Annotated in this window: 15 protein-coding genes and 2 pseudogenes; 10 read left to right on the top strand and 7 right to left on the bottom strand. The window is 41.3% G+C overall.

All coding sequences use genetic code 11. The features are described 5' to 3' along the window. Positions 1 to 7: 7 nt before the first annotated feature. The 5 genes from P4S71_RS17715 to P4S71_RS17695 form a co-directional block, all read right to left on the bottom strand. On the bottom strand, positions 8 to 1,159 hold the full coding sequence (locus P4S71_RS17715) for an enoyl-CoA hydratase/isomerase family protein (RefSeq protein WP_337151163.1): 1,152 nt from the start codon (positions 1,157 to 1,159) through the stop codon (positions 8 to 10). Then, positions 1,159 to 1,950 carry an enoyl-CoA hydratase gene (locus P4S71_RS17710; protein ID WP_337151162.1) on the bottom strand — a complete coding sequence of 264 codons (792 nt, stop codon included), beginning with the start codon at positions 1,948 to 1,950 and terminating at the stop codon, positions 1,159 to 1,161. The genes P4S71_RS17715 and P4S71_RS17710 overlap by 1 nt, the downstream gene beginning before the upstream one ends. Before the next feature lie 10 nt (positions 1,951 to 1,960). After that, positions 1,961 to 3,118 (bottom strand): acyl-CoA dehydrogenase family protein, encoded by a 1,158-nt coding sequence (locus tag P4S71_RS17705; protein ID WP_002961869.1) that lies wholly within the window; start codon positions 3,116 to 3,118, stop codon positions 1,961 to 1,963. A 162-nt stretch (positions 3,119 to 3,280) separates the two neighbouring features. After that, positions 3,281 to 4,771, bottom strand: coding sequence for a CoA-acylating methylmalonate-semialdehyde dehydrogenase (locus tag P4S71_RS17700; protein ID WP_337151161.1), 1,491 nt, complete (start codon positions 4,769 to 4,771; stop codon positions 3,281 to 3,283). Between the two features lie 125 nt (positions 4,772 to 4,896). Then, positions 4,897 to 6,078 (bottom strand): thiolase family protein, encoded by a 1,182-nt coding sequence (locus tag P4S71_RS17695; RefSeq protein WP_008135263.1) that lies wholly within the window; start codon positions 6,076 to 6,078, stop codon positions 4,897 to 4,899. Between the two features lie 330 nt (positions 6,079 to 6,408). On the opposite strand from P4S71_RS17695, the pseudogene P4S71_RS17690 reads away from it, so the two are divergent. The 10 genes and pseudogenes from P4S71_RS17690 to P4S71_RS17645 all read left to right on the top strand — a co-directional run bounded on the left by P4S71_RS17690 (position 6,409) and on the right by P4S71_RS17645 (position 18,537). After that, positions 6,409 to 6,842: pseudogene (locus P4S71_RS17690) on the top strand (MerR family transcriptional regulator). Between the two features lie 56 nt (positions 6,843 to 6,898). Further along, positions 6,899 to 8,074 carry an isovaleryl-CoA dehydrogenase gene (locus P4S71_RS17685; protein WP_197113844.1) on the top strand — a complete coding sequence of 392 codons (1,176 nt, stop codon included), beginning with the start codon at positions 6,899 to 6,901 and terminating at the stop codon, positions 8,072 to 8,074. A gap of 10 nt (positions 8,075 to 8,084) precedes the next feature. Next, a complete protein-coding gene (locus tag P4S71_RS17680; protein ID WP_337151160.1) occupies positions 8,085 to 9,692 on the top strand; it encodes a carboxyl transferase domain-containing protein in 1,608 nt (535 codons plus the stop codon). Positions 9,693 to 9,704: 12 nt separating this feature from the next. Then, positions 9,705 to 10,475, top strand: a complete 771-nt coding sequence (locus P4S71_RS17675; RefSeq protein ID WP_337151159.1) for an enoyl-CoA hydratase/isomerase family protein — start codon at positions 9,705 to 9,707, stop codon at positions 10,473 to 10,475. 8 nt (positions 10,476 to 10,483) lie between these two features. Further along, a complete protein-coding gene (locus P4S71_RS17670) occupies positions 10,484 to 12,487 on the top strand; it encodes an acetyl/propionyl/methylcrotonyl-CoA carboxylase subunit alpha (RefSeq protein WP_337151158.1) in 2,004 nt (667 codons plus the stop codon). Beyond that, complete coding sequence (locus P4S71_RS17665; protein WP_096793055.1) at positions 12,487 to 13,383, top strand: hydroxymethylglutaryl-CoA lyase; 897 nt, start codon at positions 12,487 to 12,489, stop codon at positions 13,381 to 13,383. Before P4S71_RS17670 ends, P4S71_RS17665 begins: the two co-directional genes overlap by 1 nt. Positions 13,384 to 13,644: 261 nt before the next feature. Beyond that, complete coding sequence (locus P4S71_RS17660; RefSeq protein WP_008135270.1) at positions 13,645 to 14,343, top strand: CoA transferase subunit A; 699 nt, start codon at positions 13,645 to 13,647, stop codon at positions 14,341 to 14,343. Positions 14,344 to 14,357: 14 nt separating this feature from the next. Then, positions 14,358 to 15,013 (top strand): annotated as a pseudogene (locus P4S71_RS17655) (3-oxoacid CoA-transferase subunit B). Between the two features lie 332 nt (positions 15,014 to 15,345). After that, positions 15,346 to 16,227, top strand: a complete 882-nt coding sequence (locus P4S71_RS17650; RefSeq protein WP_096793054.1) for a LysR family transcriptional regulator — start codon at positions 15,346 to 15,348, stop codon at positions 16,225 to 16,227. Positions 16,228 to 17,436: 1,209 nt separating this feature from the next. After that, positions 17,437 to 18,537 carry an ISAs1-like element ISPsesp1 family transposase gene (locus P4S71_RS17645; RefSeq protein WP_337151157.1) on the top strand — a complete coding sequence of 367 codons (1,101 nt, stop codon included), beginning with the start codon at positions 17,437 to 17,439 and terminating at the stop codon, positions 18,535 to 18,537. Between the two features lie 33 nt (positions 18,538 to 18,570). On the opposite strand, the gene P4S71_RS17640 is transcribed toward P4S71_RS17645, so the two are convergent. Both P4S71_RS17640 and P4S71_RS17635 read right to left on the bottom strand, forming a co-directional pair. Next, positions 18,571 to 19,611, bottom strand: a complete 1,041-nt coding sequence (locus P4S71_RS17640) for an IS481 family transposase (RefSeq protein WP_337149778.1) — start codon at positions 19,609 to 19,611, stop codon at positions 18,571 to 18,573. A gap of 110 nt (positions 19,612 to 19,721) precedes the next feature. Then, positions 19,722 to 20,306: a hypothetical protein gene (locus P4S71_RS17635; RefSeq protein WP_337151156.1), complete on the bottom strand. Its 585-nt coding sequence runs from the start codon at positions 20,304 to 20,306 to the stop codon at positions 19,722 to 19,724. Positions 20,307 to 20,417: the final 111 nt, after the last annotated feature.

Genomic DNA, 20,417 nt, shown 5'->3' with positions numbered 1-20,417 from the left:
CTTTCCTTTATTTGTGTGTTGGCGTGTCTAAGCCATTGAGAGGGTGGTTTTCGCCAAAGCGATTAGCAAAAAAGCTGTCGATTATTGTTTGTGGTACATCACTAAGAGTTTTGTACTGCCAATTAGGCGCGCCGTCTTTATCTATTAATAACGCCCTTACGCCTTCTTGAAACTCACCTACTTCGCCAGCGCGAACCGACATACCCAGCTCCATTTTAAAACACGCTAATAAGCTTTTGCCTTTACTTGTTTTTAATTGCTCACTAACGAGTGCGCAGCTTAGTGGGCATCCGTGTTTAAGTGACTTTTGGGCGCGTTGTAGCCATTTATCGTCAGTGGTTAGCCCTAAAACATAATCTACTTGCGCTTGCAAGGTTGTAAATTCACCCAGCTTTTGAATCGTTTTTAAATTAGCTTTTATATTGCCTTTAGGCATACGCGCAGATTGGTTGTCTAAATCGGTGAGTAAATCGGTTAATCGCTCATGATTTAAGCTCGCAGTTTTGCCCCACTTTGCAGTTAAAATTTGTGCAAGCATGGAATCATATTTAGTGCTGTCGATAAAGTGATCGGCAAGCGATACAAAACGCGCGTCGTCACAGTTAATTGATGCCGACGTTAGTCCTAAAAATAGCCCCACACTTTGTGGCATTTTATGTAAAAAGTAACTGCCGCCTACATCAGGGTATAAACCTATGGTTTGCTCTGGCATGGCAATGCGTGATGTTTCAGTAACAACGCGGTGGCTAGCACCGGCCATCAGCCCTAAACCGCCGCCCATCACTATGCCGTTACCCCAAACGAGGATAGGTTTATCAAAGGTATGAATAAGATAATCAAGCTTGTACTCTAGTGTAAAAAACTCTTCAACTAAGCTTGTTGGTTTACCTTGCGCCATTGCATGATGAAGGCTTACAACATCGCCGCCTGCACAAAATGCTTTATCGCCTGCGCCTTTTAACAAGACCATTACAATAGCATCATCATCTTGCCAAGCTCGCAATTGCGGTTCAAGTAACTTGATCATCTCAAAATTAAGTGCATTTAAGGCTTTTGGCGCGTTGAGTGTAATAAGCCCAATTAAACTGCCATTTTCTGCGGTTGCGGTTTCAAATACCACGGGCTCATCGGCGCTATTTAATAATGTTAAAGCACTCATTAGCCGTTTACCCAGTTAGCGCGGCGTTTTTCTAAAAAGGCATTTACGCCTTCTTGTTGATCTTGTGTATCAAACAATCCAACAAACAATTCACGCTCAAGAGGCAATACACTTGCCATCGGTTGATGACGCCCTTTTTGAATCAATGTTTTACACGCAGCTACTGAGGTAGGGCTTTGATCGGCTACTTGGTTGGCAAGTTTTAATGCCGCTGAAAAGCTTTCGCCTTGTGGTACTACTTCTTCTACTAAGCCAATTTGCAGGGCTTTATCGGCTTTTAAGCGCTCACCGCATAAAATCATGCGTTTTGCCCAGCCTTCGCCAACTAACCATGCTAAATTTTGTGTACCACCCGCACACGGTAATAACCCAACTTTAGCTTCAGGAAGCGCCATTTGTGCTTGTTCTTCCGCTATACGTACGTCGCACGCAAGTGCAACCTCTAAGCCACCGCCCATTGCATAACCGTTAATGGCAGCAACCGACACGCCTCTAAAATTAGTCAGTGCTTCAAACGCTTCACCAAATACACGCGACATATCGGCGGCAACGCCTTTATCGCCACCTGCAAATACGTTTAGGTCGGCACCTGCGCTAAAAAACTTCTCGCCTTCACCAGTCAGTACTAATGCATAAATATTTTTATTATTATTAAGCGCGTTAACTTTGTTTTTTAAATCAACTAGGGTGTCTTTTGTCCAGGTGTTTGCTGGCGGGTTAGACATAGTTAAAATAGCAACATGACCTTCGGTTGTAAGTTCAATACTCGGATTAGATTTAGATTCTGACATACATTGCTCCTTATAAAACGTCGCTTGCAGACTCAGCCAAAATACGGCGCGCTATAATCACACGCATAATTTCGTTAGTGCCCTCTAAAATTTGATGAACGCGTACATCACGTACATGGCGCTCAAGCGGGTATTCTTTTATGTAACCGTAACCACCATGAATTTGCAGTGCGTCGTTACACACAGTAAAGCCAACATCGGTAGCAAAGCGTTTAGCCATCGCGCAGTAAGTCGTTTTTTCAACGTCGTTATTATCAAGTTTAAATGCAGCAAGCCTTACCATTTGGCGCGCAGCTACAAGTTCGGTGTTCATATCGGCAATTTTAAATTGCAATGCTTGAAACGCAGCCAATGGCTTACCAAATTGTGTACGTTCTTTTAAATATTCACGGGCTGTATTAAGCGCCGCTTGCGCTGTACCAATTGAACATGTGGCAATGTTAATTCGGCCGCCATCTAGGCCTTGCATCGCAAATTTAAAGCCTTCTCCCTCTGCGCCTAATAAGTTATGCGCAGGAATGCGTACATCTTCAAAGCTAATTAGCCGTGTTGGTTGTGCGTTCCAACCCATTTTTTCTTCTGCTTTACCGTATTCAACGCCTTTTGCGTCGGCAGGCACTACAAATGCCGAAATACCCGCAGCGCCTTCGCCGCCTGTACGTGCCATTACCACTAATACTTCGGTTTCGCCAGCGCCCGATATAAACATTTTTGAGCCATTAATAACGTACTCATCACCTTCAAGCACGGCTTTGGTTTTAAGTGATGCGGCGTCTGAGCCCGAGCCTGGCTCTGTTAAACAGTAAGAGGCAAGTAACTCGCCCATTACTAATTGCTCTACGTATTTGTCTTTAACGGCATCGGTACCAAAACTTGCTACCATCCAGGTAGCCATATTATGAATGGTTAACATAGCCGTTGTTGCGGTACAGCCCATAGCAAGTTGTTCAAAAATAATGCTCGAATCTAAACGAGATAAACCAAGGCCGCCTGCTTCCTCTGGCGTGTATAAACCACAAAAACCAAGCTCGCCCGCAGCTTTAATCGTGTCTTTAGGAAAAATATGTTCGCGATCCCACTTTGCTGCATGGGGCGCAAGTTCTGACTCGGCAAATTGGCGTGCTGTTTGAGCAAAGGCTTGTTGATCTTCTGATAAGTTAAAGTCCATGGTAGACCTCTTTAATTGTGTTAGTTGTGTTGTTAGTGTTTCCCGTTACAGGGATAGTTTGTGACGAGCGGCGAAGGCTTATGTGTGTGTTGTGTGTGAAGTAGCCTTCGCGCCCATCTTTTTTATTAATTATTCTTTTATTTACTCATTTTTTAATTACGATTATTTTAAGTTAATACTCATGTTTGGACCCGACGCAATGTCGTCTTCAAACCAACGTGATGTAATCGTTTTAGTTTCTGTATAAAAACGAATACCTTGTTTACCGTACGTGTGAGTATCGCCATAAAATGAGCCTTTCCAACCAGTGAACGAAAAGAACGGAAGTGGCACCGGAATTGGCACATTAATACCTACTTGGCCTACTTCAATTTCGTGTTGGAATTTACGAGCCACTGCGCCGCTTGAGGTAAATAACGATGTGCCGTTACCGTAAGGGCTGTCGTTAATAAGTGCGATTGCTTCATCAAGCGTGTCTACAAACATACACGCCAGTACTGGACCAAATATTTCTTCTTTGTATAAATCCATCTCTTTGGTTACATCGGTAAATAACGTTGGGCCAACCCAGTTACCTTGCTCATACCCTTCAACCGTAAAGTCAGAACCATCAATTAAACAAGTAGCGCCTTGCTCTTTACCACCGGCAATGAGTGATAAAATACGTGCTTTTGCTGCTTTTGATGTTTGTGGACCGTATGCCGCGTTTGCATCATCCCACACGCCTGGGCGTACATTTTCAAAGCCTGCTTTTATTTCATCTACCCACTGACTTGCTTGACCTACAAACACAGCAACCGAAATACCCATACAACGCTGGCCAGCAGCACCGACAGATGCGCCTACTAGGTTGTTTACAACGTGCGATTTACTTGCATCAGGCATAATAACCATGTGGTTTTTAGCGCCAACACACGCTTGCACGCGTTTAAGATTTTGTGTGCCTTTAGAATAAATATAAGCACCTACACCACACGAGCCTACAAACGAAATAGCACGCACTGCTTTATCTTCTAGTAAGCGGTCTACTTGTGGTTTTGTACCATGAACAACCTGTAATACGCCTTTTGGTGCGCCGGCTTCAATAAATAGCTCAGCTAAGCGCATTGGTGTAAGTGGATCTTGCTCAGACGGTTTTAAAATAAAGGTGTTACCACACACAATAGCCAGCGGGAACATCCAAAGTGGGATCATTGCAGGGAAGTTAAACGGAGTAACGCCCGCACACACGCCAAGTGGCTGCATATAAGAATACGTGTCGATTTTACGCGCTACGTTCTCCATTGTTTCACCCATCATTAATGATGGTGCGTTCGCTGCTTGTTCTACTACTTCAATACCACGCCAAACATCGCCTTTTGCATCTTCAAACGTTTTACCCAGCTCATGACAAATAATGGTAGCAAGCTCATCGTGGTGTTCTTTTAATAGCGCCGCGTACTTCATCATAATGCGAGCACGTTCAGTGATGGGTACGTCTTTCCATGTTTTAAACGTTTCAGAGGCTGAGGCAATTGCTGCGTCCATTTCTGATTCTGTGGTACATGGCACTTGTGCAAGTACTTCTTGAGTCGCTGGGTTTACAACATCGATAAGCTCTCTAGACGCTGATTGAATAAATTCGCCATTAATAAGTAGTGGTACTTGGTGCATGATTAAATCCTAGTGTGTGAGTTGTGTGTTCTCTTTTAAAATTGGTAGCGCCGCTTTGTTAGTATTATGAGTGCAGCGCTTTTATAGTTATTCGTATAACTTTCTTATAACTATTTAATACCTAGTTAATACGCTTCTACGGCCATAGCAACCGCTTCACCGCCACCAATACATAAAGACGCAATGCCTTTTTTAAGGCCTCGGTTTTTAAGGGCATGAATAAGCGTTACTAAAATACGCGCGCCGCTTGCACCAATTGGGTGGCCAAGTGCACATGCACCGCCGTTAACGTTTACTTTGCTTTCATCAAGTTTTAACTCGTTAATAGCCAGCATGGTTACCATGGCAAATGCTTCGTTAATTTCCCAAAGGTCAACGTCGTTTACAGCCCAACCTGCTTTTTCAAGCACGCTGTTCATAGCCCCTACTGGCGCTACTGTAAATTCACTTGGTTTTTGAGAATGCGTGCTGTGCGCCACAATTTTACAAAGCGGTGTTAAGCCCTGCTCTTTTGCTTTTGATTCGCTCATTAATATAAGCGCTGCGCCACCGTCTGAAATTGACGATGAATTAGCCGCTGTAATAGTACCGTCTTTTTTAAAGGCTGCACGTAAGGTAGGAATTTTTTCTGGGCGAGCGTTACCTGGTTGCTCATCAATCGATACTGTTACATCGCCTTTGCGTGTTTGCATTGTATGGGGTGCAACTTCGTTATCAAAGCTACCATTTTGTATCGCGGCTTTAGCTTTACTTAATGAGCCTAATGCAAACGCATCCATTTGCTCGCGGCCAATGCCGTATTCATCGGCGGTGTCTTGTGCAAAACAACCCATAGCTTTGTTGTCGTAAGCGTCTTCAAGGCCATCGCTCATCATGTGATCTTTTATTTCGCCATGTCCCATGCGCATACCGCCACGCGCTTTTGGAATAAAGTACGGTGCGTTTGTCATGCTCTCCATGCCACCAGCAATAGCAGATTGAATAGAGCCGGCTTTAATTAAATCGTTTGCAAGCATGGCCGCTTTTAAACCAGAGCCACATACTTTGTTAATTGTTGTAGCGCCAGTGCTAAGTGCAAGGCCTGCTTTTAACATTGCTTGGCGTGCAGGTGCTTGTCCAAGCCCTGCTGGTAATACGCAGCCCATAATTACTTCGTCTATTGCATCATTAGCTAAACCAGTTTGTGCAAGTGCGCTGGCAATGGCGGTAGCGCCAAGCTCGGTAGACTGCGCATCACTTAACGCTCCCATAAAACCACCCATTGGGGTGCGTTTTGCTGCTACAATTACCACTGATTCTAAAGTCATAACTAACTCCATTGTATTTATATGCAAATAGTTGTTAGTATATTTGCTCTATTAATTTAGTATTCATTTATTGTTTAATACCCTTACACAATACTAACGTTTACGCCAACGTCAACTAAAAACAGCTTAATTTTTAGTTTTATAAGTGTAAGGATTATTTACCATCGGTTAGACTACACTGACAAAATATAAATAACCCATTGAATATTAATAATATAAATCAACACCTCGCTTAAACATCCCTTTATAAATAGTTTCAAATCACACCAAGCTTTACCTTTACGTAAACTTCACTTATATTGGAGTTATTCGAATGAGGTAAATACAATTATGAAACCAGATAATCAAACAAACTTTGCAAGCTCAGCCAAAATGCCGGCCAGTAATGAACAAACATTTAGCATTAGCGAACTCGCTAAAGAATTTGACATTACAACCCGCTCTATTCGCTTTTACGAAGACCAAGGGTTAATAACGCCTGATCGTAATGGTCAAACCCGTATTTATTCAAAACGCGATAAAGTGCGTTTAAAACTAATATTACGTGGTAAGCGCCTTGGCTTTACATTGGCCGAAACCGGTCGTTTGTTTGAACTGTACGACGCAGATAAATCAAGCGCTAAGCAGTTGGTTACTATGCTTGACCTTATTTCAGAAAAAAAGCAGACCTATCTCAACAAATGGACGACATTAAAGTTGTTCTTATGGAGTTAGTGACGGCCGAGCGCCGCTGCAGAGACACGCTTAATAAAATAGACGAGTAAGTTTATTTTTAAAATAAAAACACACTGACAACACACACGTCACACAGGAATGAATCATGAGCACTATTTCACTATATAAAGAAATGAACTTTGGCCTTGGCGAAACCGCCGATATGATCCGTGACCACGTAAACAGTTTTGCGAGTCAGGAGATTGCCCCGCTTGCTGAAAAAACGGACTTAGATAACGCTTTTCCAAATCAACTTTGGACTCAAATGGGCGAAATGGGCGTACTAGGTATGACCGTATCTGAAGAACTTGGCGGCGCCGGTTTAGGTTACTTAGAACATGTTATTGCTATGGAAGAAATTAGCCGTGCCAGTGCCTCTATAGGTTTAAGCTATGGAGCACATTCTAACCTGTGTGTTAATCAAATTAACCGTAACGGCACACAAGCTCAAAAAGAAAAATACTTACCTAAGCTTATTAGTGGTGAGCACATTGGTGCCCTTGCAATGAGCGAGCCTAATGCAGGCTCTGACGTTGTATCAATGAAACTTAAAGCCGAAAAAAAAGGCAATAAGTACATTTTAAATGGCAACAAAATGTGGATCACCAATGGCCCCGATGCACACACACTAGTAATTTACGCTAAAACAGATTTAAACGCCGGCGCTAAAGGTATTACCGCGTTTATTGTTGAGAGCAACTTTCCTGGTTTTTCTACGGCGCAAAAGCTCGACAAACTGGGCATGCGTGGCTCAAACACCTGTGAGCTAGTATTTGAAAACTGTGAAGTACCCGAGGAAAACATTTTAGGTAACTTAAACGAAGGCGTTAAAGTACTTATGAGTGGCCTTGATTACGAACGCGTAGTACTTGCAGCTGGCCCGCTTGGCATAATGCAAGCGTGTATGGACATAGTGGTACCGTATATTCACGAGCGTAAACAATTTGACACTCCTATTGGTCAATTTCAGTTAATTCAGGGCAAAGTAGCCGACATGTATACACAAATGAATGCGGCGCGCTCATATGTATATACGGTAGCTCGCTCTTGTGACCGTGGTGAAACAACCCGTAAAGATGCAGCAGGTGCCATTTTATATGCCGCAGAGCTTGCGACTAAGATGGCGCTTGATGCGATTCAAATTTTAGGCGGAAATGGCTACATAAACGAATACGCAACAGGCCGCCTGCTTCGTGATGCTAAATTATACGAAATTGGTGCAGGTACATCAGAAATACGCCGCATGCTTATTGGCCGCGAACTTTTCACTGAAAGCCGTTAAGGATTAAACCATGACGATTTTAAAATCGAGCGTTAATCCTCACGATCCAACGTTTGTTCAAAACCATAAAAACATGTCGGCGCTGTTGGATGATTTACGCAGCAAAGTAGCCACTATTAGCCAAGGCGGAGGCGCTGCGTTAAAAGAGCGCCACGAAGGCCGTGGTAAATTATTTGTACGCGACCGTATAAGTACATTAATTGACGAAGGCTCACCGTTTTTAGAAATATCGCAATTTGCTGCCTTTGGTGTGTACGAACAAGCAATACCGTGCGCCGGTGTTGTAGCCGGTATAGGCCGTGTTAAAGGCATTGAATGCATGATTATTGCAAACGATGCCACGGTTAAAGGCGGTACGTATTTTCCGCTTACCGTTAAAAAGCATTTACGCGCACAAGACATCGCAGAGCGCTGCCACTTACCGTGTATTTATCTTGTTGATTCGGGCGGTGCTAACCTGCCTGAGCAAGACGATGTATTTCCGGACAAGTTGCATTTTGGTCGTATTTTTTACAATCAAGCCCGTATGTCGGGTAAAGGAATTCCACAAATTGCCGTGGTAATGGGGTTATGTACCGCAGGTGGTGCGTACGTACCTGCTATGGCCGATGAAAGCATTATTGTAAAAGATCAAGGCACTATATTTTTAGCAGGTCCGCCGCTTGTAAAAGCAGCAACAGGCGAAGAAGTAACAGCCGAAGAACTAGGCGGCGCCGATGTGCACTGTAAAGTGTCGGGTGTTGCCGATCACTACGCTGAAAACGATGCTCATGCCCTTTCTATTGCGCGCCAATGTATTGAGCGTATTAATTACACACGCCCTACAGCCCCTCTTCTAGATGATGTAAAACCACCGCGATACGATATAAACGAGCTTTACGGCATTGTAGGCACCGACCTTAAAAAGCCGTTTGATGTACGCGAAGTAATAGCGCGCACTGTGGACGACTCATCATTTGATGAATTTAAACGTTACTTTGGTGAAACGTTGGTAACAGGTTTTGCCAGTATTTATGGCAACCCTGTTGGCATAGTGGCTAATAACGGTATTTTATTTAGTGAGTCGGCGCAAAAAGGCGCGCACTTTATTCAGCTGTGTGCTCAGCGCAATATTCCTTTAGTGTTTTTACAAAATATTACCGGCTTTATGGTGGGTAAAAAATACGAAGCTGAAGGTATTGCTAAGCACGGCGCTAAGATGGTGATGGCGGTTTCGTGTGCTGATGTGCCTAAATTCACTGTACTTATTGGCGGCTCTTACGGCGCAGGTAACTACGGTATGTGTGGCCGCGCATTTGAACCAACCATGATGTGGATGTGGCCTAATGCTCGTATTTCGGTGATGGGCGGCGAGCAAGCTGCGGGTGTAATGGCGCAAGTTAAACAAGATGGTTTAGCACGTAAAGGCCAAAGCATGAGCGAGCAAGAAATCAGTGATTTTAAAAAGCCAATTGTTGATCAATACGAAGAGCAAGGTCATCCGTATTACGCAAGCGCACGCTTGTGGGATGACGGCATTATAGACCCTGCCGACACGCGTAATGTATTAGGGCTTGCGTTAACAGCTGCGAACAACGCACCAAAACGTGATTCGAAATTTGGCGTATTTAGAATGTAACCGGAGCGCAAAATGTCAGTAACACTTCAAATAACAAAATCTAATGTGGTTGTACTTGTGTTAAGTCGCCCAGAAAAAAGAAACGCATTTAACAGCGAATTAATACACGAACTTATTCAGTGTATTGAACATGCAAATACGCTTGATATTCGTGCCCTGGTTTTAAAAACAGAGGGTAAACACTTTTCAGCCGGCGCCGATTTAGCTTGGATGAAATCAATGGCTGATAACAACTATGCCGATAACCTAGCTGATTCAATGCAATTAGCTAAATTAATGCAGGTATTGGCAAGATCCCTTCATCCTACAATTTGTGCTGTGCAAGGTGCCGCTTTTGGTGGTGCTCTGGGCTTAATAGCCTGTTGCGACATAGCCCTTAGTAAAGACGATGCTCAATTTTGTTTAAGCGAAGTAAAGCTGGGCCTTATTCCGGCGGTTATTAGCCCGTATGTAATTAAAGCCATTGGTGAACGCGCTGCTCGCAGGTACTTTTTAACGGCTGAAGTGTTTGATGCACATACTGCTAAGCAACTTGGTTTAATTCATCAAGTAACCGGTAATTTAGACTGCGCGGTCGATAATATACTGCAAACACTGATTGATAACGGACCTGTTGCAGTAAAAGCCGCAAAAGCATTAATTAACGATGTAGCAAATAAACCAATAACCGATGAACTCATTGAGCTTACCGCAGAGCGTATTGCAAAAATTCGCGTATCTGAAGAAGGTCAAGAAGGGCTAAGTGCTTTTTTTGATAAACGCCCACCCGCTTGGCAACTGTAGGATTGATTATGAACACACAACGATTACAAAAAATACTGATTGCCAATCGTGGAGAAATTGCGTGCCGAGTAATGCGCACTGCAAAACAAATGGGCTTAACCACGGTCGCGGTTTATTCTGATGCAGACAAACATGCCCAGCATGTAAAAATGGCTGACGAGGCTTACCATATTGGTGCCGCACCAAGTAAAGATTCGTATTTAGTAGCAGACAAAATTTTGCACGTTGCCAAAGACTGCGGCGCTGATTGTATTCACCCAGGCTATGGTTTTTTATCTGAGAACAGCGAATTTGCTAAAGCCTGCGAAGCTAATAACATTGCTTTTATAGGGCCACCAGCAAGCAGTATTGAAGCAATGGGGTCTAAAACCCGCGCTAAAGAAATAATGGCAGCTGCTAATGTGCCATTAGTACCAGGTTATTATGGTGATAAACAAGACCCTGCTTTTTTACAAAGTGAAGCTGAAAAAATTGGCTACCCTGTACTCATTAAAGCGGCCTTTGGCGGCGGCGGTAAAGGCATGCGTGTGGTTGAAAAAGCACAAGACTTTATGAGCGCATTACAAGGTGCGCAACGTGAAGCCATTGCCGGTTTTGGTAACGATTTAGTATTACTTGAGCGTTACGTAAACCAGCCTCGCCATGTTGAAGTGCAAGTATTTGCAGATAACCATGGCAACTGTGTTTATTTAGGCGATCGTGATTGTTCTTTGCAACGTCGTCATCAAAAAGTAATTGAAGAAGCCCCTGCTCCGGGTTTATCTGACGAGCTACGCAAAGAAATGGGTGAAGCAGCTGTACGTTGTGCACTGGCTATAAATTATAGAGGCGCGGGTACGGTTGAGTTTTTACTGTGTGGCGATGAATTTTTCTTTATGGAAATGAACACGCGCCTACAAGTAGAACACCCTGTGACCGAAATGGTAACCGGTGTAGATTTAGTCAACTGGCAAATTAATATTGCGGGTGGGCAAACACTGCCACTGACACAAAGCGATATTCAATTGCAGGGTCATAGCTTTGAAGCGCGTATATACGCAGAAGATCCAGCTAACGACTTTATCCCGTGCTCGGGAACTATTGAAGCACTACACACACCGCTTAACAGCGAATTTGTACGCATTGATACAGGCATTGCACAAGGCGACGAAATCAGCCCGTTTTACGATCCGATGATTGCAAAACTTATTGTGCACGACGACACTCGCGAACAAGCACTGAGCCGTTTACAACACGCTCTTGAGCAATTTAATTTAGCGGGTTTTAGCACTAACATTGGCTTTTTACATAATTTAGCAAGCCACCCTACCTTTAAACAGGGTGCGCCAAGTACACACTTTATTGCAGAGCAAGGTGACTCGTTAGTTGCGGTTAACGAATCGTTATTGCAAGCAAGTCAGCTTATTGGTGCTTTTGCATATTTAGAATCGTTAACTAACACCCAAAATGCGCCAAACAGTGCAAGCCCGTGGCAACAACTGAGTGGTTTTACACTCAATGCACCACAAGCAATTAAAATCCCTTTTGCCGATTTACAGCTAAGCGCTATAAAAACCACAGCGGGCTATAATATTACGCATAACAAGCATGTATTTAACCTACAAGGCACATTAAATAATAATCTTTGCAGTGTATTTATTAACGGCGAAAAACATAGCGCGCACGTAACTACTGTAGGTAATAATACTGTTGGCAATATTGTCACTGTTATGAATAAAGCACTGCAAACTAAGCTTGAACTAGTTGATAAACATTATATTAGTTCGCACGAAAGCGAAGCACTGCCACTTGCCGCCCCACTCAATGGCACGGTAGTAAAACACTTAATTGACATTGGTAGCACAATTACCAAAGGCGATGCGGTTGTTATTATCGAAGCCATGAAAATGGAATACACGCTTAACGCACCACACGACGGCATTTTAAAAAGCTACTGTTTTGGTGAGGGCGAACTAGTAACGCATGGAGCCTTACTTGCTATTGTCGAAGATACAACTGAGGAAGGTGCATAATGAGTGCCTTTCCAAGTAAAGTACGTATTGTTGAAGTTGGCGCGCGAGACGGCCTACAAAACGAAAAAACAGTAAGCACAGCCGATAAAGTAGCGCTTATTAACGCCCTAAGTGCTGCAGGTTTAAAAGATATTGAAGCTGGTGCGTTTGTCTCCCCTAAGTGGGTGCCACAAATGGCAGACTCAGCGGATGTAATATCAGCGCTAGATTTACCCGATGTAAATTTAAGCGCCCTTACACCTAACTTAAAAGGTGCACAAGCAGCGCACGCTGTTGGCATTAAAGAGTTTGCTATATTTACCGCTGCAAGTGAGTCGTTTTGTCAAAAAAATATCAACTGCTCAATAGACGAAAGTATTGAACGTTTTAGCGAAGTAATGGCGTTTGCTAAAGCGAATAATATTCGCGTACGTGGTTATGTAAGCTGTGTGCTAGGTTGCCCTTATGAGGGTGAAATTAACCCACAAGCAGTACTCAAAGTATCGCAAAAGCTACTAGATTTAGGATGTTACGAAGTAAGCCTTGGCGATACCATAGGTGTTGGCACCGCTAAAAAAGTAACGCAGTTAATAGAGTTACTTTTAACGCACATTGATAAAACCAAGTTGGCCGTGCATTTTCATGATACATACGGCCAAGCGCTCACAAATATTTACGCAGCTTTAAGCCTAGGTATTGCAACGGTTGACGCGGCAGTTGCGGGCCTTGGTGGCTGTCCTTATGCTAAGGGTGCGTCAGGAAATGTTGCCACCGAAGATGTCGTTTACTTACTGCAAGGGCTTGGCATTGAACACTCAATTGATTTACAAAGGTTAAGTGACGCTGGCTGGGAAATAACCAAAGCACTTGGTAAGCAACCTGTGAGCAAAGTATCTGTGGCACTACACACTAAATAACCTGAGCTCTGGATAATAAATCTATCTCGAGCAGCTATTTTCAGCACTAACTGCGTTGAATTTACTTGCAATAGGCCAGCTATTGACGCGTAAATTCGCCTTGTTTTCACTGAAAATCTTTAGCTAGAGAAAATAAGCTTAAATATCACCCTGATTCATAAGTTAGTAAATCTCTTAACCAGAGTTCAGGTTAAATGGCTATCTTATAAAATGATGATTAAAGATAATTAACAACAAATAGCACACAATGAGGAGAGACTCATGGCCGGTTTTGATAAGGTAGTTTCTAGTTACGAAGCTGCAATGGAAGGATTAAAAGACGGCGATACCATTATTGCCGGTGGTTTTGGTTTATGTGGTATTCCTGAGGGCTTAATTAAACAAATTAAGCACATGCAAACAAAAAACTTAACTGTAGTATCTAATAACTGTGGTGTTGATGACTTTGGTTTAGGTATTTTATTACAAGACAAACAAATTAAAAAAGTAGTTGCCTCGTACGTTGGTGAAAACGCCCTATTCGAGCAGCAGTTATTAAGTGGCGAAATTGATGTAGAGCTTACGCCTCAAGGCACACTTGCTGAAAAAATGCGCGCTGGTGGCGCGGGTATACCTGCGTTTTACACCGCCACCGGTTACGGTACTCCAGTTGCTGAGGGCAAAGACGTAAAAGAGTTTAATGGTCGCCCGTATATTTTAGAAGAATCTATAACAGGTGAATTTGCTATTGTTAAAGCGTGGAAAGCCGACCGCTTTGGTAATTTAGTGTTTAGACACACCGCCATGAACTTTAATCCAATGGCTGCAACAGCGGGTAAAATTACCGTTGCCGAAGTAGAAGAAATTGTAGAGCCGGGTGAGCTTGAGCCAAGCCAAATTCATACCCCAGGTATTTTTGTAAATCGCGTTATTAAAGGCAGCTTTGAAAAACGCATTGAACGTGTAACAACACGAGATTAAGCAGGAGCATAATTATGGCATTATCACGTGAACAAGTTGCAATGCGCGTTGCACAAGAACTTCAAGATGGTTACTACGTAAATTTGGGCATAGGAATTCCGACACTCGTCGCAAACTATGTACCAGATGATATTGAAGTTATGTTACAGTCCGAAAATGGCCTTTTAGGCATGGGCCCGTACCCCACTAAAGCAGAGCTAGACGCCGATATGATTAACGCGGGTAAAGAAACCGTGACAGCAGCCAAAGGTGCAGCCATATTTAATAGTGCAGATAGTTTTGCCATGATACGGGGTGGTCATGTAGACTTAACCGTTCTGGGTGCATTTGAAGTTGACCAGAACGGCAACATCGCATCGTGGATGATCCCTAAAAAGCTGATTAAAGGCATGGGTGGCGCGATGGATTTAGTCGCTGGCGCGAAAAATATTATTGTTACTATGACCCATGCAAGTAAGCATGGTGACTCTAAACTATTAGAGGCCTGCTCTTTACCGCTTACTGGCGTTAATTGCGTAAAAAAATAGTAACAGATTTAGCCGTATTAGAAGTTAAAGACGGCGCATTTCATCTATTAGAACGTGCTCCGGGCGTATCTGTTGATGAAATCATTAGTAAAACAGCAGGTAAATTACTTGTTGACGGTGAAGTTCCAGAAATGGTTTTTTAGGCTTTAGCTTAAAAATAACGCTTTACCCTGTACCGACCTCATTCCCAGTGCCAATGGCGCTGAGTTACCCAAAATCCCTCGCAAGAGGGATTTTTTTGTCCTTTTGCATTATTTTTAGGCTAATTCATACATCTGTAGTAAATTTTTATCTATAATAGTTGCATAAATAGATGATTAGTTAGCTAGAGCATTTGCACTACTTTGTTGTTATCATGCACCACTTTTGTGAACCTGCTCTATGAGTAATTTTAACTTGTTGAAATTACTAACATTACTAACTGGTTCGATTTTTGCCTATACTAGGCTATACAAACAACTTAATACTGGAAAACATGCAAACTCCTATTCGTGGCCTTCGATCTTTTTGCTTTGCAGCAAGAAGCCTAAGTTTTAAGCATGCAGCTAATGAGCTGTACTTAACACCTTCGGCAGTAAGCCATCAAATAAAACAACTTGAAGAACAGCTTGGTATTGAACTTTTTCAGCGTAAAACACGTTCAATAAGTTTAACAACAGCTGGTAAAAACTTTTTTGATGCCGTATCTCCTATCATTACCATGTTAGAAGGTACCATTAACGAGTTTAGTCAGATGCAACAAAACACTAATTTAACAATTACCTTGCCTGAGTTTTTTGCAAGCGAACTACTTATGCCTAAATTAAGTGAGTGGACGACAGAGCATCCTAATATTAATTTACAAATGGATACACTTAAAACACGCAAAGAAATAACACGGCATAGCGATTTGTCTATTGTATTGTCCTCTAGTAAACCTACTGAAGGCTTAGTAACTGAATTATTTAATCTTGAATATATCCCTGCGTGTAATGAAAAACTGCTCAATCAGTGGAAAAATGATCATCGTAAAGCACTAAACCAAGTTCCGCTAATTCTACATAAAGCGCGTCCTTGGGCGTGGCATCAATGGGCTGAAAAAGCAGGCATTGATGACTTTTCTCCTTCGCAAATTATCCAAATAGATAGTATGTTTGGTGTAGCACGTGCTGCGCAGCAAGGCATGGGCATTGCGCTTATTCCACTGCCAATTAGTCAAAGTTGGTTAGATGAGAAGTGGCTGTATAAATTATTTGAACAGCCTTTAACAACTAAAGATAAATACTACTTAGTACAACACGAATCCAACACACCTAATCACCCACTTGATTTATTTGCGAAGTGGGTTGTAAGCACATTTAGAAAAATCCAAGAATAATCCTTTATTAGGCGGGTTTATTAATACACCTAATTACGGGTTGTATTAATGGTTCGCTTAAATCTAATTTAAATTTTTGAATAATATTTTTATTTAAATACATAAACTTAACACCACGCATTAGACTAAAGTCTATAGTTTAATTTTTTTCACTCATTGGTTTCGTTTTTATCGTTTGTCGAAAATAAAGTTAAATATTAAAGTTACTCCATCAACTCAAAACAACTTACATTAAATTGTTTTTAAGAGTATTAAATGCAACCTTTTGAGTTTTAGTAACTCATAAGTAGCAGTAAAAAATCTTTATATTGTGTGTGAAGATGTTGTCAGTGTGAAAAAGCGGTTCAAGTTAGGTGGTGACTTAGCTTGAACTGTTTTTATTCTCGGCTCAAACCACATGATAAGTAATACAAGACTACCAAAGTGTAGCAAACAGAATCTTTATATTGTGTGTGAAGATGTTGTCAGTGTGAAAAGCAGTTCAAGTTAGGTGGTGACTTAGCTTGAACTGTTTTTATTCTTGGCTCAAACCACACGATATGTAATACAAAGCTACTTAAGCGTAGCAAACAGAATCTTTATATTGTGTGTGAAGATGTTGTCAGTGTGAAAAATGGTTCAAGTTAGGTGGTGACTTAGCTTGAACTGTTTTTATTCTCGGCTCAAACCACATGATATGTAAAACAAAGCTACTTAAGCGTAGCAAACAGAATCTTTATATTGTGTGTGAAGATGTTGTCAGTGTGAAAAATGGTTCAAGTTAGGTGGTGACTTAGCTTGAACTGTTTTTATTATTAAGCACATACATAATATAGTTATATACAGGTTAATACCTTTTAAAAAGCCCCGTAAGTTATAACTTACGGGGCTTTTTTAGTTAATTTTTTATTTGATATTCTTTTTTCAGTTCCTGTATTTGCACTTTATGTGAAAGCAAGAATGTATCAAATTTCTTAATCACGTCAGGGTAGTCAATTGACGATAATAAAAAGGCTTGTAAATCTACCGGCAATTCGTTTTGAAAATAAACGGGTCGGGTTAATTTAAAGTATTTAACGATATTATAGTTTAATACATCGTTAGATATGTAAATACACTCCACTCGCTCTTTTAAAAGCAACTCTATCAATTCCCCAGGGCGGGATCACACTTTGTAAATAAACAAATTTTATGATCTAATACCATAAATTTCATCACCTTAAACTTATTATGTCACTCTTCTCACATTTAGAACTCGTCAAAGATAATCGTTCACATATAAATCAACACCATAACTTAGTTGATGTGCTTTTTCTTATTATTACTGCCGTTACATCAGGGTGTGAAAACTGGCAAGATATTGAAGTCTATGGCGAAAGTAAGCTTTATTGGTTAAGAGGATTTCGTTCTTTCAAAAATGGCATACCCACTCGACATAGTATTGCTCGGATTTTTAGAACCGTTGATACTGACTCATTACTACTCGCGATGTATAGCTGGGTCAATCAAAACCGCGTTAAATCAGCGCATCCTGTCATTGCCTTCGATGGCAAAACTATTCGCGGAGCAAGTAAACACATTGCTGATAAATTACACCTCGTCTCAGCATTTGATTGTGAGGCAGGTCTCACATTATTCCACCAAACAGTTGGCAGTAAGACGAATGAAATACCGGCAGTTCGGGATTTATTGAAAATACTCGATATCAATAACACCGTCATTACACTTGATGCTTTGCACTGCCAAAAAGAAACGCTAAAACAGCTAATTAGCAGACATGCAGATTATCTAGTGCAAGCAAAGGGTAATCAAAAGAAACTTTATAGCGCGATTCAAGATGCATTTACACACCAGTATGAATCTGAAAACTCAGAGATACTTAGTCATGTAACACAAGATGCAGGGCATGGGCGAAAAGAAGTACGCACGATAGATTGTCTTGATGCGCGTTTATTACCGAGTGAAATTAAAGAGAGCTGGCCATCAGTTAGGACAATCGTTGCGGTGCAGCGAGAGCGAACGAAGGGTAATAGAACGAGTATTGACACACATTACTACCTAACATCGTTGACAGACAATATATTGATAAGTAAAGCAATAAGACAACATTGGCTGATAGAAAATCAGCAACACTGGATACTGGATGTCGTATTTAAAGAAGATGCCTGTCAAATACATGAGCCATTAAGTGCGCAACATATGGCACTATTTAGACGCGTCGTTAGGAACATGATAAAGCAGCATACGAAAAGCAAGGGGTCAATAAGAAGTAAGTGTGTAAGAGCTTGTTATGATGATGCTTTTAGATGTACTAGCTCAGACTTGATCTGACAGTTACCCATTTTTCTAATGGTGACTGTTAGTTTAGATTTGAGCTAAATTCTTTTCTGCCCAAACCGTTTTTCCATCCAGTAATGTTTCAAGTGGTGTTCGACCGCAACATACTTTTCCTTGATGAGTCCGATCATTGTTGTAGTAATCCATCCATTCGTCCAGATCTTTTTGTAGTTTTTCCATTGAATCGTACAACTTTTTGCGGAATGTGATTTGATAGAACTCGTTCAAAATCGTCTTATGGAAACGCTCACAGATACCATTTGTTTGCGGGGACATTGCTTTCGTTTTTGTATGGTCGATGTCGTTAATTGCCAAATATAGCTGATAATCATGATGCTCAACTCGCCCGCAATACTCAGTTCCTCGGTCAGTTAATATTCTAAGCATAGGCAATTTGTGACCTTCGAAATAAGGCAATACTTTATCATTGAGCATGTCAGCCGCTGTAATTGGCGTTTTCGTTGTGTAGAGCTTCGCAAAGGCGACTTTACTGTAGGTATCCACAAAGGTTTGTTGATAGATACGACCAACACCTTTAAGGTTACCAACATAAAATGTGTCTTGTGAGCCAAGATAACCGGGATGCGCTGTTTCAATTTCACCACAGGCTTCATCGTCATGTTTTTTCTTTTCTAGCGCAGCAACTTGAGCGTCAGATAAAATAATGCCTTCATTAGCGACTTTGTTTTCCAATGCTTTCAATCGTTTTTTGAAGTTTTCTAAATCGTGACGCAACCAGATTGAACGAACACCACTACCTGAGACAAACACGCCTAACTTACGAAGCTCATTGCTGGTTCTATGTTGACCGTGAGCAGGATAGTCAACTGCATAGTTAATGACGGCTTGCTCTGTTTCTTCGTCAACGCGATTCTTTATATTTGGTGTACGGCGGTTCTTTTCGATTAATGCATCAATACCACCTTCATTAACGAGTTCTTGATAACGATAAAATGTATCTCGTGATACGCCCATGACTTTACAGGCTCTTGATACATTGCCTAGTTCTTCGGCAAGGTTAAGTAAACCAGCTTTGTGTTTTATGATTGGATTGTTAGTATGCAACATGAGAGTTACCTTTTTGTTTGTTTTGATTTAAAGATTCGACACCTTTATCAAAACGGGTAACTCTCACTTTTTCAAGTTGAATTGTCAGATCTTGTCTGAACTAATACATTTTAGAGAAGAACTTCTTTTTGGTTAACATTTTTAACAAAGTATGCTCGCGCCCTGATCAATTCCCTTACATTAGCGGTTTCAATTAACTCAACGTTTTCGTTGTTCATTAATAGTTTAAAGCTTTGAGGCGTAAACCCTCTCACCGTTGCAAAACTAACGCATTCATCAATAGTGATATTTTTATTTAAACTCGCAATACCCGTTTTAGTTACAACGGTTGGCTGCGAATAAATAATTTCATTTAAATCACCAAAGGAAGCTTTATAACTTGGTTTCCATTGAGGATTATCTGGGTATTTAAAATCAACATGATGGTGGTCAATAAATTCTTTATAGAGACGATTAATTGGTAATGTGTAGAACTCAAATTTGAAATCGTGCTGTTGAGCAAACAAGGTAAGTAATTTTTGACTAAAGCCATAATAGTCACTGCTATCAGCCCCACTACCGTCAAAGTACGGAAGGTATTCTATATTTTCAACACCCACTACATAATGAGTGGCTGATTTAGCGTTGGTCATTAAGAACAGAAAAATAAAAGGTAGATAAATTGACTGCTTAGCTATTTTTGATAATAGATTCATTAATAACCTAAAGAATATATTGCTGCCGGATTTAAGCCAATCAAACTTTAACAAATTTACGGGGATTATGATAAAACTATTTTGTTTTATGCAAAAAGCCTGGCTTTAAAC

Source organism: Pseudoalteromonas sp. B62, from assembly GCF_037162565.1.
Classification (GTDB): domain Bacteria; phylum Pseudomonadota; class Gammaproteobacteria; order Enterobacterales; family Alteromonadaceae; genus Pseudoalteromonas; species Pseudoalteromonas fuliginea.
Note: the sequence above shows the minus strand (reverse complement) of the source record. Positions and strands in the feature narration are given on the sequence as shown.

What these genes read in the sequence shown, in the direction of transcription:
- P4S71_RS17635 (WP_337151156.1), bottom strand. Translation starts at nt 20,306, where the DNA reads ATGAATCTATTATCAAAAATAGCTAAGCAGTCAATTTATCTACCTTTT.
- P4S71_RS17715 (WP_337151163.1), bottom strand. Translation starts at nt 1,159, where the DNA reads ATGAGTGCTTTAACATTATTAAATAGCGCCGATGAGCCCGTGGTATTT.
- P4S71_RS17650 (WP_096793054.1), top strand. Translation starts at nt 15,346, where the DNA reads ATGCAAACTCCTATTCGTGGCCTTCGATCTTTTTGCTTTGCAGCAAGA.
- P4S71_RS17680 (WP_337151160.1), top strand. Translation starts at nt 8,085, where the DNA reads ATGACGATTTTAAAATCGAGCGTTAATCCTCACGATCCAACGTTTGTT.
- P4S71_RS17710 (WP_337151162.1), bottom strand. Translation starts at nt 1,950, where the DNA reads ATGTCAGAATCTAAATCTAATCCGAGTATTGAACTTACAACCGAAGGT.
- P4S71_RS17665 (WP_096793055.1), top strand. Translation starts at nt 12,487, where the DNA reads ATGAGTGCCTTTCCAAGTAAAGTACGTATTGTTGAAGTTGGCGCGCGA.
- P4S71_RS17700 (WP_337151161.1), bottom strand. Translation starts at nt 4,771, where the DNA reads ATGCACCAAGTACCACTACTTATTAATGGCGAATTTATTCAATCAGCG.
- P4S71_RS17695 (WP_008135263.1), bottom strand. Translation starts at nt 6,078, where the DNA reads ATGACTTTAGAATCAGTGGTAATTGTAGCAGCAAAACGCACCCCAATG.
- P4S71_RS17645 (WP_337151157.1), top strand. Translation starts at nt 17,437, where the DNA reads ATGTCACTCTTCTCACATTTAGAACTCGTCAAAGATAATCGTTCACAT.
- P4S71_RS17640 (WP_337149778.1), bottom strand. Translation starts at nt 19,611, where the DNA reads ATGTTGCATACTAACAATCCAATCATAAAACACAAAGCTGGTTTACTT.
- P4S71_RS17675 (WP_337151159.1), top strand. Translation starts at nt 9,705, where the DNA reads ATGTCAGTAACACTTCAAATAACAAAATCTAATGTGGTTGTACTTGTG.
- P4S71_RS17685 (WP_197113844.1), top strand. Translation starts at nt 6,899, where the DNA reads ATGAGCACTATTTCACTATATAAAGAAATGAACTTTGGCCTTGGCGAA.
- P4S71_RS17660 (WP_008135270.1), top strand. Translation starts at nt 13,645, where the DNA reads ATGGCCGGTTTTGATAAGGTAGTTTCTAGTTACGAAGCTGCAATGGAA.
- P4S71_RS17705 (WP_002961869.1), bottom strand. Translation starts at nt 3,118, where the DNA reads ATGGACTTTAACTTATCAGAAGATCAACAAGCCTTTGCTCAAACAGCA.
- P4S71_RS17670 (WP_337151158.1), top strand. Translation starts at nt 10,484, where the DNA reads ATGAACACACAACGATTACAAAAAATACTGATTGCCAATCGTGGAGAA.